Raw genomic sequence first — 12,331 nt, forward strand, 5'->3', positions numbered from 1 at the left:
CTAGCGCAATACAATCATGCGACCCAGCACAGCGTGTTGTTCAAAACCCAGAACGGCCTGCAAGGCACTCAAAACTGCCAAGGGATCCTTGCTTGGAAAACTGCCACTGACGCGCTTGGCGCCCATCTCGTCGTTGATCAGCAGGATCCGGCCCGGGTAGTAACGGCCAAGGTCCTTGACCACATCCGCCAACGGCACCTTGTAGTAGTTGAGCCAGCCATCGCGCCATGCCAGACGTGATTCGCTGTCGACCGCGTGCAGGGTATCGGCCACACCGTCGGCGTAGGCCACTTGCTGGCCTGCCGTAAGAATTTGCTGTTGGCCCTGGCGTGACGGCGTGACACCCACGCGGCCGGACAGCACCGTCACCTGAGCGCCGGCCGGTTGCAGGCGCACTTCAAACTGCGTGCCGAGCACTCGCGCTTCGCCACTGCCAGCCGCCACCACAAAGGGCTGGCCGGTGTGGGTCACGCTGAAAAAACCCGCCCCGCGGCGCAACTGAATGTGGCGCTCGCCGTGGCTGAAGTCCACGGCAATGGCGCTGTCGGCATCCAGCGTGACTTGGGATTGATCGGCCAGGGTCACGGTCTGCACTTGCCCGGGCGCCGTCACGTAATCAGCACCGAAGTCATCGACCCAGCGCGATGGCTGCCAGCCGGCGCCCATCGACACCATCACCAGCAGGCACGCGGCCACGGCCAGGGCGCCGGACCAACGCACCGCACGCGAGCGCTTCGAGGTACTCATCGCGTTGAGGTAGCCCTGCAAGGCCAAGGCGTCTTCGTCCGCCAGTTTGCGTGCCGGCACCTCGCTCAATTCCCACAACACCTGGGCCTGAGCATAGGCCTCGACGTGCGCGGGGTCGGCACGCAACCAACGGCTGAACGTGGCCTGGTCACCGCTGCTGGGCTGGTCATGCAACAAGCTCAACCATTCGAGTGCGGCCTGCTCCTGGGCGGGCGTGGGGGTGACGTTCACGGTGCTTTCCCTGGCGTGCGTGGGGACGAGGGTTCGCGAAGGCTGGCTTTGCAGGCTTCGAGGGCACGCATCATATGTTTTTCCACGGCACTTTGGGACAGCCCCATGGCCTGGGCAATTTGCGCATATTTGCGGCCGTGGATGCGGTTGAGCAGGAAAATCTGCCGAGTGCGCTCCGGCAGGCTGCGCAGGGCGGCTTCGACATGGCGCAGGTCATTGCCTGCTTCAAACGCCGCCTGGGGCTCGGAACCCTGGTTGTCTTGCTGCTCCGGCAACCAGCCCTCACTGCTGCGCACCCGGGCGCCTTCGCTGCGCAAGTGATCAATGGCGATGTTGCCGGCGCAGCGCAACAAGTAGGTGCTGAGTTCTTCGACCTGCACCAGCGGCCGGCGCCAGAAGCGCAGGAACAGGTCCTGCACCAGGTCGGCCGCCGTCGCCCGGCAGCCTACGCGCCGGCTGACCAGCGCTTCCATCTGCGAGCGCTGCGACAAAAACACCTGCAGGAAATGCGCACGCCCACCGGCCGCATCGGCGTGCTGGCTGTCCTGGGATTCGGGTGGGGTGCTGATCATCATGGGAAGCTCAGAGTAAGGCGAACGCCGCAACAGGACTGGCCAGCAGGCCGACGCCCGCCAGAATCAAGGCCAGCCTTGGCCGATACGGCAACAGCAACACCAGCAGCAGTGCGCTGAGCATCAATACGGCGCACCACTCCACCAACCCCTGCGCCCAATTCGAGGCCGCCACGGCCGGCCACATCGACAGCACCAGCAGCAGCCAACCGGCCACACGCAACGTGAGGCGTCGCGGTGGTGAGGGTTTGCTGTGCAGCAGTTCACCGTGATGGCGGTCGGTGGACAGGCACAGCGCGGTAAACCCGGCGTAGCACATCAACAGGGCGAGCAGCATTCAGTTCGCCTCCTGCTTGAGCTTCAATGCACGTGCGCGTTCGGCCTTGGGCTGCGGCGCCGCGCGGCGCTGCATCTTCCAGGCCGCCCAGGTCAGGAACAGGCCGCTGGCCAGGCACGTCAGGTCAAAACCGGCCATGGCCCAATCACCGCTGGCCAGTGACACGCCCAAGTGCTGCGAGGTGGTCAATGCGTTGAGCAGTGGAATGGCCACAAACAGCAAGGCGCCGAGGCTCAGTTGCTCAACCCAGCCCTGGCGGCCTCGACGCAGCACGGCATGCAACAGGCTCAGGCTCCAGGCAATGAAGAAGGTTTGCACTTCCCAGTCGGACCGCTCGGCGAAGCTCACCGGCAACAACCGGTTGGCCCAGAAAAATGCCGCGATGGCGATCATCAGCCCGGCCATACTGGCCATGTTCAGCACTTCAACCAGCCGCAATTCAAACGGCATCACAGCAGTTTTGGCGTGCTTGAGCTGGCGCTTGCCGAGCCAAATCACAAGGCCCGTGCCGATCATCGCCGTGCCCGCCAGGCCGCAGATAAAGTACAACCACCGCAGCACCGGGCCGGCGAAATGGCCCATGTGCAAGCCGTAGAAACTGCCGCCAATCGCCGCTGGCAACGACTGTTCACCGCTGACCCGCAACAACTCGCCGGTGGTGCCGTTGAACGACACACTGCTGCCGAAATCGTGCACCACGCGGTCGGCACCTGCGCGGATCACATTGACCGAGGCGTTCACATCGCCAGGGTTGTTGACCACCAGACGGCCAACATGCCCACCCGCCCATTGCTGGCGCGCTTGCTCGTACATCGGCCCTAACGGCAGCAATGCACCCGGCTGGCCGAGCGCCGGCGCGTTATTGGTATTGGGGAACACGTCATTGAAAAACGCACGGCTGTCGTCGCCGTAGGAAGCCACGATCGGCGCGGGCATCACCATGCTCATGAAGATCACCAGACTGCTGTAGGTGATCATCAAGTGAAACGGCAACACCAGCACGCCCACCGCGTTATGCCCGTCGAGCCAGGAGCGCTGGCCTTTGCGTGGGCGGAAGGTGAAGAAGTCCTTGAAGATTTTCTTGTGGGTGATGATGCCGGTGATCAGTGCCACAAACATCACCATCGCGGCGATGGTCGACAGCCAGCGCCCCCACGGGTAAGGCATCTGCAGCTGAAAGTGGAAGCGATAGAAGAACTCGCCGCCCATGCTTTCACGCGCCTGCACGGGCTGGCGGGTGACGGGATCGAGGACTTTCTGGATGAAGTTGCCGCGTTTGCCGGGGTCGACTTTGTCTTGCCACATCACCGACAGGCCGGGATCGCGGCCGTCCGGCAGGGTGATAAACCAGCGCGCGGCGTTGGGCGCCTGTTGCTGCAGATAGGTTTGGGCAGCGGCGAGGCTACGCGCGTCATCCAACGGATAAGCCTGCACTTCGGGCTGCATCCAGTGGGTAATTTCGTCCTTGAAATAGGACAAGGTCCCTGTCAGGAAAATCGCAAACAGCAGCCAGCCAAAGATCAGTCCAGCCCAGGTGTGCAACCAGGCCATTGCCTGGCGAAAGCCCTCTTTCATGTGCGCGTCATCCACAAACCGATGCCCGCCAGCGTGGCAAACATCGCACTCGGCAGCATCACGCCAAACCAGGCTCGCCCTGCCGTACGGCAGGCAAAACACCAGATTACCGCCAACAGGTAGAACACAAACGAACTCATCATCCCGGTGATCACCGCGTCGGCCCGGGACACGGGCATCCACAACGCCAGGCAGACGGCCGCCAGGGACGCCATCAGGTAACCGCCGACCACGGCAGCCAGCACGCGCGAGGTTACGGCGAGGCGATAGGCAACGGGAAGTGAGGGTTTGCTTTTCATACGGGAGGCGCCAGGGTCATCAGCGCGCAATATTAATGATAAATATTCTCATAAGCAAAAGAGAACGGATGAATCACCGGTCCTGGCGGATTGCCGAACCCCGTCACGCGCCCTACAATGCGAACAATTCTTGTTCTCTAAAGCATGCCGATGCTTATGGAGTGATCGCGTTGCAGCCGTCCACCCCCGTTGAAGTTCTGTACAACGACCATCACCACTGGCTCACCGGCTGGTTGCGACGCAAGCTCGGCTGCCCGGAAAGCGCGGCCGACCTGGCCCAAGACACCTTCATCCGTGTGCTCACCGCGCGGGAAGCGCCAACGCTGATCGAACCTCGCGCCTTCCTCACCACCGTGGCCAAGCGCGTGCTGTTCAACTTCTACCGTCGTCAGGACCTGGAACGCGCCTACCTCGACGCACTGGCGCAAATGCCCGAACACGTGGCGCCGTCGGAAGAAGAACGCGCAATCATCCTGCAGACCTTGCTGGAGCTCGACCAACTGCTCGACGGCCTGCCCGTTCAGGTCAAACGCGCCTTCCTGCTGGCCCAGCTCGACGGCCTGACCTACGCGCAAATCGGCGCCGAGCTAGGTATCTCCATCGCCACCGTCAAACGCCATTTGAATAAAGCCGCCATGCGCTGCTACTTCGCCCTATGAACTTCTCCACGCAAGTCGCCGAACAAGCCGTGCACTGGCTGATGGAAATGCAGCAAGGCGCACTCAACCCGCGCCAGCAAGCGGCCTGGCAGCAATGGCTGGACGCCCACAGCGAACATCAGCGCGCGTGGGACCATATCCAGCGCGTCAACCAACGCCTGCGCGGCATGCCCTCGCCCTTGGCGCACGCCGCCTTGAACGCGCCCAAATCCAGCAGCCGGCGCCAGGCCCTCAAGCTGCTGCTGATTCTCGGCGCCGGTTCGGCCGCGGCCTGGAGCCTGCGCCAGCAACATATTCTGCCGCCGCTGAGCGCCGACTACCGCAGCCCCGTGGGCCAACGACGCAAGGTGCAGCTGGCCGATGGCAGCCAGTTGCAGCTCAACACCGGCAGCGCAGTGGATGTGCATTTTGACGGCAGCCAACGGTTGGTGCGCTTGCTCGAAGGCGAGATTTTGCTGACCGCACGCCCCGGCGATACGCCGCTGCACGTGCTGACCGGCCAAGGCCTGCTCAGCAGCCAGGCGGCGCGGCTGAACGTGCGTCAGTTCAACGACCACACGCAACTGGCAGTTTTCGATGGCCATGTCGAGGTAATGCCCAACCACTACAGCGGCCTGCCGCTGACCGTCGAGGCCTCGCGCCAAGTCAATTTCACCCGCAAAGGCTGGGACACCCCGCGCCCGACCGACGCCAACAGCGGCGCCTGGGCCGATGGCATGTTGGTGGCCGCGCACATGCGCCTGGGCGATTTCCTCGCCGAGTTGGGTCGCTATCGCCGAGGCCAGGTCAATTGCGACCCGCAAGTGGCCAACCTGCTGCTGTCCGGCAGTTACCCGCTGGACGACAGCGAACGCATTCTCGACCTGTTGGAAGTCAGCCTGCCGGTGAAAGTACGGCGTTTTACCCGCTACTGGGTGACCGTCCAGGCACGCGCGTAAATTATTTTTAAAAAACATGAGCCGTTTTCCACACCTCGCGTGACAGAGAAGGAAAGCCACCTTGATCCTACCTTCTCAGGACCGCCCTTCATGCCCCAGCAACCGACGCTTCTTGCCCGCACCTTGCGCCAATTCCTACTGGGCGCCAGCCTGAGTCTTACCGTACTCCCGCATGTGTTGGCGGCAGACGCCAAGCCCTATCACATCGCCCCGGCCACCTTGGAAGCCGCGCTGAACCAATTTGGCCGCGAGGCCGGCGTGCTGATTTCGTTCGGCTCCGAGGTCACAGCGGGTATGCAGAGTCGGGGTTTGTCGGGCAACTACAGCGCCGACGAAGGCTTGCAAAAACTCCTGGAAGGCACTGGCCTGCAAGCCCGCGCCGAGGGCGATAACGCCTACAGCCTGCAACCGGCCAGCGCCCCGGCCACTCTCCAATTGCAAACGTCAAACGTGGTCGGCGACTGGCTCGGCGATGCGGCGCAAACCAACGTGTTCGAACATCCCGGCGCGCGTGATGTGATCCGCCGCGAAGAGTTCGAGCGCCAGGGCGCGACACAGGCGCGTGACGTGCTCAACCGCATTCCCGGCGTCAACGCCCCGGAAAACAACGGCACCGGCAGCCACGACATGGCGCTGAACTTCGGCATCCGTGGGCTCAACCCACGCCTCGCCTCGCGCTCCACCGTTTTGATGGATGGCATCCCGGTGCCCTTCGCGCCGTATGGCCAACCGCAGCTGTCCTTCGCCCCGATCAGCATGGGCAACATGGACGCCGTGGACGTGGTACGCGGCGGCGGCGCGGTGCGTTACGGGCCGCAAAACGTCGGTGGCATCGTCAACTTCGTGACCCGCGCAATCCCGGATGCCCCTACCGTCAAAGGCGGCTTGCAGACCGAGACCAGCCCGTCCTCCAGCCATGATGGCTTCAAGACCACCGGCAACCTGCTGGCGGGCGGCACGGCCGATAACGGCCTGGGCGGCGCCATTTTGTATTCCGGCACCCGTGGCGGCGACTGGCGCGAAAACAGCAACACGCGCATTGACGACTTGATCCTCAAAGGCAAATACCAGTTGGACGACGCCAACAGCTTCAACGCCATGGCGCAGTACTACGAAGGCCAGGCCGATATGCCCGGTGGTTTGAACGTCAAGGACTACAAGGCTGATCCGTATCAGTCCACCCGCCCCTACGACAAATTCTGGGGTCGCCGTACGATGTTCAACGCCGGTTACCGCTACCAGGAAGACCGCCGCGAATTCACCGCCAACACCTTCTTCACTACCACATTGCGTAATGGCTACCTGGATCAGGGCAACTTCCTCTCGCTGTCGCCGCGCGAGTATTGGGTACGCGGCCTCGAAACCCGCTTCGCCCAGGGCTTCGACCTTGGCCCCACCAGTCACGAAGTGGGCGTCGGCTACCGCTACATCAACGAAGCCGGGCACGAGTTGCGCTACCGCACGCCGATCAGCGCCAACCAGCAACTGCCCGACACCAACAGCCGCAACGACCGCGACACGCGTGGCGCCACCGAGGCCAACGCGTTTTTTGTCGATGACCGCATCGATATCGGCAAGTGGACCATCACCCCAGGCATCCGCTACGAGATGATCGAGTCCCAGCAGACCAACAACCTGACCAACATCAAATACAAGGGCGACTACAACACCGCGCTGCCGGCGTTGAACGTGCTTTACCACCTGACCGAAGACTGGAATCTTTACGCCAACACCGAAGGCTCGTTCGGCAGCGTGCAGTACAGCCAGATGCCCAACCGCGTGACCAGCGGCGAAGTGAAGCCGGAAAAAGCCCGCACCTGGGAACTCGGCACGCGTTATGACAACGGCACCTTGCGTGCGGAAATCGGCGCGTTCCTGATCAATTTCGACAACCAGTACGACAGCAACCAGACCAACGATTCGGTGATCGCCCGCGGCGAAACGCGCCATCAAGGCATCGAGTCGAGCCTCAACTACGCCCTCGACGGGCTGAGCCCGGCGCTGGCCGGTTTTGATGTGTACGCCACCTACGCCTACGTCGACGCGACCATCCGCGAAGACGGCCCGAACAAGGGTAATCGCGTGCCCTTCTCCTCCAAGCACAAAGGCACCGTGGGCGTCGGTTACACCGAAGGTCGCTGGAAACTTAACCTGGACAGCAGCTACCAGAGCAGCCAGTTCGCCGACAACGCCAACACCCAGGCGGAAAGTGCCGACGGCAGTACCGGACGCATCCCAGGCTACATGCTGTTCAGCAGCCGCGCGGCGTATGACTTCGGCCCACAACTGTCGGATTTGAACGTGGCAGTCGGTGTGAAAAATATCCTCAACAAGCAGTACTACACCCGCTCGTTCGACGATAACAACAAAGGCAAATACGTCGGTGAGCCGCGCACGGTGTATGTGCAGACGTCCATCGCGTTCTGATTGCCTGAGTCATAAAAGCTCCAGCCAAGAACTGGGGTCTTACAAACGATGCAAAACCCTGTGGGAGCTGTCGAGCCCCGGCGAGGCTGCGAAGGCGGCGGCACAGGCGCTATCCAAGGTGCCTGACCCAACGCTTTCGCAGCCTCGCTAAAGCTCGACAGCTCCTACAAGGGATCGGGTTTGTCAGTCAGATCACGGTTCGCAAAAGCATCACGACGAGCACAAATCTCACCCGCACTAGAGATCAACTGTGGGAGCTGTCGAGCCCCAGCGAGGCTGCGAAGGCGGCGGCACAGGCGCTATCCAAGTTGCCTGGACCACCGCTTTCGCAGCCTCGCTAAAGCTCGACAGCTCCCACAGGGTGATCGGGTTTGTTGGTCAGGGTCAGCTACCCGCCAGGCAACTTGGGGTGCCGGCGACCAAGGCATCGATTGCGCAGCGTGTCTTGGCCGGCATGTGTGCGGCCGTGGGCCAAATCACATGGATCGGCGCAGGCTGGTCGCGGTAGCTCGGCAGTACCGCTTCCAGTTGGCCGCGCAGCACATAGTGCGCAATCAACCAGCTCGGCAACCACGCCAGGCCCACGCCCGCAATGGCGGCATCGGCCACGGCCTGGAGGTCGTCCAGCACCAAAGGCGAGGTCATCACCGAGCGATACGAATTGTTGCAACGGTAGGCAATGCCTCGGTGGCTGGCGAGGTCATCAATACACTCAATTGGCCCGACACGTTGCAAGTACGCAGGTGACGCGGCCAACCCCACGGACTGCTCGCCCAAACGGCGTGCGCTCAGGCGGTCGGTGTCCGGCAGCGGGCCAATGCGCACGGCCACGTCGAAGCCTTCCTGTGCCAGGTCTATCAGCCGGTCAGAGAAGGAGATCTCGATCTCCAATTGCGGATAACGGTCCATCAAGCCCCACAAAGCAGGCGCCGCGTAGTGGTGACCGAACGCCAGCGGCAGGCTCGCCCTTAACCGCCCGCGCGGCTGCTGCCGGCCACTCTCCAACACCGACTCGGCGGCCTCCAACTCGGCCAGTGCGCGCAAGCAATGCTCGTAGTACGCCTGCCCGTCCTCGGTCAGACGCTGGCGGCGAGTGGAGCGCTGCAACAGGCAGGTGCCCAGGCGAGCTTCCAGTCGCGCCAAACCTTTACCCACCGCAGAGCGCGTGAGGTTGAGCCGCTCGGCGGCCTCGGTCAGGTTGCCGCTTTCAACGATCTGCAAAAAGAGTTCAACGCCATCAAAACGCGGGTTGGCCATGATTCCATTGTCGCTCTTGATTCCCTTATCAGAGGAAAACTTATCACGAATAAGGAAATCTGTTCCCGCGATAATAGCGTTTCCACTCAACCGTAAGGAACACCCCATGCCGCCCGCCGCCGCTGTATCGGCCGTCAGCGCTCCGCGCACCGCCAGAGATAGCCTTGCCCTCACCGCCGTCTGCCTCGTCGCCCTGATGTTCGGCCTGGAAATCTCCAGCGTGCCGGTGATCCTCCCGACCCTGGAACAGCAACTGGGCACAGGTTTTCAGGATGCCCAATGGATCATGAATGCTTACACCCTGGCCTGTACCAGCGTGTTGATGGCAGCCGGCACACTGGCTGATCGCTTTGGCCGGCGGCGCATGCTGGTGCTGTGCTTATGGCTGTTTGGCTTGGCCTCGCTGGCATGTGGCCTGGCGAACGATGCGCCTACGCTGATCGCAGCGCGTTTTGTTCAGGGCGTGGGCGCGGGCGCGATGATGATCTGCCAGTTCGCGATTCTTTCGCACCAGTTCCGTGAACCAACGACGCGGGCGCGTGCCTTCGCGATTTGGGGCGTGATCGCGGGCGTGGGCCTTGGCTTCGGGCCGATGGTGGGGGCGTTGATTCTGGCAGTCGCGGACTGGCGCTGGGTGTTCCTGGTCCATGCGCCGCTGACCTTGTTGACCTTGGTACTGCTGCGCATCAGCGTGCAGGAGTCGCGCGACCCGGCCGGCCATCGTCTGGATATCGCGGGCATGCTGACCCTGACACTGTCGGTGTTCGCCCTGGTGTACTTCATCACTCAGGGCAGCGAGCACGGCTTCGGCTCAGCGGCCATGCTGGGCTGGGCGGGCTTGTCGCTGATGGCGCTGCTGCTGTTCATCGCTGTCGAGCGCCGCAGCGCTCACCCGATGTTCGATTTCTCGGTGTTTCGTATTCAGCGCTTCAACGGCGCCTTGATGGGTTCGATTGGCATGAACTTCAGCTTCTGGCCGTTCATGATCTACCTGCCGCTCTACTTCCAGGCGGGCCTGGGCTACGACACCATGACCACCGGCGGCGCCCTGCTCGCCTACACCTTGCCCACCTTGCTGGTGCCGCCGCTGGCTGAACGCCTGGCCCTGCGCTATGGCGCCGACCGCATCATTCCGTTGGGCCTGGGCCTGATGGGTACAGGCTTTATGGGTATGGCGGCGGCCAATGGCGCCGAACATCCGAGCGTCGTACTCGTGCTTTTCAGCTGCGTGACGGCAGGCGTGGGGCTGGCACTGACCAACTCACCAACCACCAACACCACCACCGGCTCCGTCTCGGCCGACCGCGCGGGCATGGCCTCGGGCATTGACCTGAGCGCGCGACTGATCACGCTGGCACTCAACATCGCGCTGATGGGCCTGGTGCTGTTGCTCGGCATCGGTCATCACCTCTCTGGCCTGTTGCCCGATACCACCGTCCTGGATTGGCCCGCGATCAGCCAGAACATCGCCGCAGGCAAGTTGGACACGCCGATGCTCGCACCCGCAGATGCCCAGGCGGCCCTGCGCCATGGCGCCGGTTGGGCGATGCTTTTTGCCGGCTTTGGTGCTTGTGGGTTGGCGCTGTTGAGCAGGTATTTCTTTCGACGCGGCAGCTAAACGAAAACGGGCCTGCAGATGCAGGCCCGTTTGATTGGATTGAAAAAACACTCAGCTATCAGCCGTTAAGCGCAGCCTGTTCGTTTTCCAGAAATTCCTCTTCGAGTTCGGCCTCATCGGCCTTGGTATCAGGCAGAGCTTGCCCAGCGGCGCGTGGTTTGCCGCGTAATTTTCCGTACAGATGCTCCAGCGCGTGCTCAAGCTTGGTGGCTGCGCCATCGATTGCCTGTTCCAGGGTGTCGGCCTTGTGCAATACCGACAGTGGTTGATGGCCCTTTGGTCGTGCTTCCAGGCGGCAACTCAAATCGTGGGGACCGGGCTTGTCGCCATTTTCGTCTTTGAGGTAGACCTCGACGCGGGTCAGGTCTTCTTCGTAACGTTCGAGCGTGCTCTCAATGGTAGTACGTACCCACTCCTCCAGTCGGATGCTGCTTTCAATATGGTTATCGCTATTGACTTGGATTTGCATAGTTCTTCCCTTATTTCAGCTAGCTCGCAGGAGGTCACAAACTGCAACACCGGGGTGGTGAAACCATGACCTCTTGTTTACACAATTGAGCACTCAGAAGAACAATTCAACCCCTTTGCAAAGATAAATTCCACATTACAAATTAAGCCTGACGACAAGCAAAAACGCTGTTAGGGTGGGGAGTTAGTTACATCTTCTTACGCTTAGCCAACCCTACAATTGCCCCTCTCCCAACGGGTGCAATCCGCGAAAAATCCCCGCTTCTTCCACCAGCCAGTCATGCACCGCGCGTACGCCCGGATGGCTCAGCGCGCCCGGCGCATACAGCAGCACGTAGCGTTTGTGGTTCGGCACCGCGAGGCCGAACGGCACAATCAAGGTGCCACGTTCCAGCTCGTCGTTGAGCAAGGTGCGCCGCGCAATCGCAACGCCCATGCCGGCAATGGCGGCCTCGATGGTCAAGTGATTGCGGTTGAAGGTGTGCCCGCGCCGTACGTCGGCGTGGTGGTAGCCGATGGCATTCAGGTAAAACTCCCACTCAGCGTATTCATAACTCCCACGCCAGGCGGTGATGTCGTGCAACAGCGGAAAATGCACCAGGTCGGCCGGGCCATGCAACGGCGGACGCCCGCGCAACAAGCTGGGTGCGCACACCGGGAAAATCTGCTCATCGAGCAAGGCTGTGGACAACAGCCCGGGATAGCTGCCGTCGTTCAAGTCGATGGCCAAGTCGAAATCGCCCTCATGCAGGGCGACGCTGCTGTCTTCCGCGACCAAGCGCAGCTGAATATCCGGAAACCGTTGCTGCAGACGCGGCAAACGCGGGGTCAGCCACTTACCGAGAAACGACGGAATGGAGCGCAAGCGCAAGGTGCCGCTGATCATTCCCGCGTCCAGCCGCTGCAACTCAGCATCGATGCTGCCGTAGGCCTCGCCCACCGTCGCCGCCAGCCGCTGCCCCTCGGCGCTCAGTTCTACGCCGCGCGCGCGTCGATGAAACAGGCGAAACCCCAAACGCTCCTCCAGCTGGCGGATTTGCTGACTCACCGCCCCCGGCGTGATGTGCAGTTCTTCGGCGCAGCGGGTAAACGACAAATGCCGCGCGGCACAGGAAAAAACGTGCAGCCAGACATACGTCTGGCCATGAAGGGGCCGGGTCATAGGGTTTAGTCCTGCTAAAGGGTGTCTTAGGATAATTCGTT

12 protein-coding genes are annotated in these 12,331 nt (G+C 62.0%); 4 read left to right on the plus strand and 8 right to left on the minus strand.

What is annotated here, in order from left to right:
• From NTD89_RS26980 to NTD89_RS27000, 5 genes are read right to left on the minus strand one after another with little or no spacing between them, the layout of a single operon-like run.
• Complete coding sequence (locus tag NTD89_RS26980) at positions 1-978, minus strand: FecR family protein (protein ID WP_262210579.1); 978 nt, start codon at positions 976-978, stop codon at positions 1-3.
• Positions 975-1,553, minus strand: a complete 579-nt coding sequence (locus NTD89_RS26985) for an RNA polymerase sigma factor (RefSeq protein WP_242194526.1) — start codon at positions 1,551-1,553, stop codon at positions 975-977. The genes NTD89_RS26980 and NTD89_RS26985 overlap by 4 nt, the downstream gene beginning before the upstream one ends.
• Positions 1,554-1,560: 7 nt before the next feature.
• Positions 1,561-1,887 (minus strand): DUF3325 domain-containing protein, encoded by a 327-nt coding sequence (locus tag NTD89_RS26990; protein WP_242194527.1) that lies wholly within the window; start codon positions 1,885-1,887, stop codon positions 1,561-1,563.
• Positions 1,888-3,462 carry a PepSY-associated TM helix domain-containing protein gene (locus NTD89_RS26995; RefSeq protein WP_262210580.1) on the minus strand — a complete coding sequence of 525 codons (1,575 nt, stop codon included), beginning with the start codon at positions 3,460-3,462 and terminating at the stop codon, positions 1,888-1,890.
• Entirely contained in the window at positions 3,459-3,761 is a 303-nt protein-coding gene (locus NTD89_RS27000; protein WP_145161357.1) for a DUF3649 domain-containing protein, read from the minus strand. Before NTD89_RS27000 ends, NTD89_RS26995 begins: the two co-directional genes overlap by 4 nt.
• A 170-nt stretch (positions 3,762-3,931) precedes the next feature.
• On the opposite strand from NTD89_RS27000, the gene NTD89_RS27005 reads away from it, so the two are divergent.
• The 3 genes from NTD89_RS27005 to fecA all read left to right on the plus strand — a co-directional run bounded on the left by NTD89_RS27005 (position 3,932) and on the right by fecA (position 7,785).
• Positions 3,932-4,420, plus strand: coding sequence for a sigma-70 family RNA polymerase sigma factor (locus tag NTD89_RS27005; protein ID WP_145161355.1), 489 nt, complete (start codon positions 3,932-3,934; stop codon positions 4,418-4,420).
• Positions 4,417-5,358, plus strand: coding sequence for a FecR domain-containing protein (locus NTD89_RS27010; protein WP_145161353.1), 942 nt, complete (start codon positions 4,417-4,419; stop codon positions 5,356-5,358). The genes NTD89_RS27005 and NTD89_RS27010 overlap by 4 nt, the downstream gene beginning before the upstream one ends.
• Before the next feature lie 90 nt (positions 5,359-5,448).
• Positions 5,449-7,785, plus strand: coding sequence for a TonB-dependent Fe(3+) dicitrate receptor FecA (gene fecA / locus NTD89_RS27015; protein ID WP_262210583.1), 2,337 nt, complete (start codon positions 5,449-5,451; stop codon positions 7,783-7,785).
• Between the two features lie 384 nt (positions 7,786-8,169).
• On the opposite strand, the gene NTD89_RS27020 is transcribed toward fecA, so the two are convergent.
• Positions 8,170-9,042 carry a LysR family transcriptional regulator gene (locus NTD89_RS27020; protein ID WP_262210584.1) on the minus strand — a complete coding sequence of 291 codons (873 nt, stop codon included), beginning with the start codon at positions 9,040-9,042 and terminating at the stop codon, positions 8,170-8,172.
• Between the two features lie 106 nt (positions 9,043-9,148).
• Here NTD89_RS27020 and NTD89_RS27025 point away from each other — a divergent pair, with 106 nt between their 5' ends.
• Positions 9,149-10,660 (plus strand): MFS transporter, encoded by a 1,512-nt coding sequence (locus tag NTD89_RS27025; RefSeq protein WP_262210586.1) that lies wholly within the window; start codon positions 9,149-9,151, stop codon positions 10,658-10,660.
• A 58-nt stretch (positions 10,661-10,718) separates the two neighbouring features.
• Here the strand turns inward: NTD89_RS27025 and NTD89_RS27030 are convergent, their stop codons facing one another.
• Positions 10,719-11,129 carry an HPF/RaiA family ribosome-associated protein gene (locus NTD89_RS27030; protein WP_106579487.1) on the minus strand — a complete coding sequence of 137 codons (411 nt, stop codon included), beginning with the start codon at positions 11,127-11,129 and terminating at the stop codon, positions 10,719-10,721.
• 213 nt (positions 11,130-11,342) lie between these two features.
• Positions 11,343-12,290, minus strand: coding sequence for a LysR substrate-binding domain-containing protein (locus NTD89_RS27035; RefSeq protein ID WP_145161345.1), 948 nt, complete (start codon positions 12,288-12,290; stop codon positions 11,343-11,345).
• Positions 12,291-12,331 lie beyond the last annotated feature (41 nt).

This window comes from Pseudomonas sp. 14P_5.3_Bac1 (assembly GCF_025466135.1).
Lineage (GTDB): Bacteria > Pseudomonadota > Gammaproteobacteria > Pseudomonadales > Pseudomonadaceae > Aquipseudomonas.

Bases quoted from the DNA above. Each gene is read 5' to 3' on its own strand.
- NTD89_RS26985 (WP_242194526.1), bottom strand. From the start codon at position 1,553: ATGATGATCAGCACCCCACCCGAATCCCAGGACAGCCAGCACGCCGAT.
- NTD89_RS26990 (WP_242194527.1), bottom strand. From the start codon at position 1,887: ATGCTGCTCGCCCTGTTGATGTGCTACGCCGGGTTTACCGCGCTGTGC.
- NTD89_RS26995 (WP_262210580.1), bottom strand. From the start codon at position 3,462: ATGAAAGAGGGCTTTCGCCAGGCAATGGCCTGGTTGCACACCTGGGCT.
- NTD89_RS27000 (WP_145161357.1), bottom strand. From the start codon at position 3,761: ATGAAAAGCAAACCCTCACTTCCCGTTGCCTATCGCCTCGCCGTAACC.
- NTD89_RS27010 (WP_145161353.1), top strand. From the start codon at position 4,417: ATGAACTTCTCCACGCAAGTCGCCGAACAAGCCGTGCACTGGCTGATG.
- fecA (WP_262210583.1), top strand. From the start codon at position 5,449: ATGCCCCAGCAACCGACGCTTCTTGCCCGCACCTTGCGCCAATTCCTA.
- NTD89_RS27020 (WP_262210584.1), bottom strand. From the start codon at position 9,042: ATGGCCAACCCGCGTTTTGATGGCGTTGAACTCTTTTTGCAGATCGTT.
- NTD89_RS27025 (WP_262210586.1), top strand. From the start codon at position 9,149: ATGCCGCCCGCCGCCGCTGTATCGGCCGTCAGCGCTCCGCGCACCGCC.
- NTD89_RS27030 (WP_106579487.1), bottom strand. From the start codon at position 11,129: ATGCAAATCCAAGTCAATAGCGATAACCATATTGAAAGCAGCATCCGA.
- NTD89_RS27035 (WP_145161345.1), bottom strand. From the start codon at position 12,290: ATGACCCGGCCCCTTCATGGCCAGACGTATGTCTGGCTGCACGTTTTT.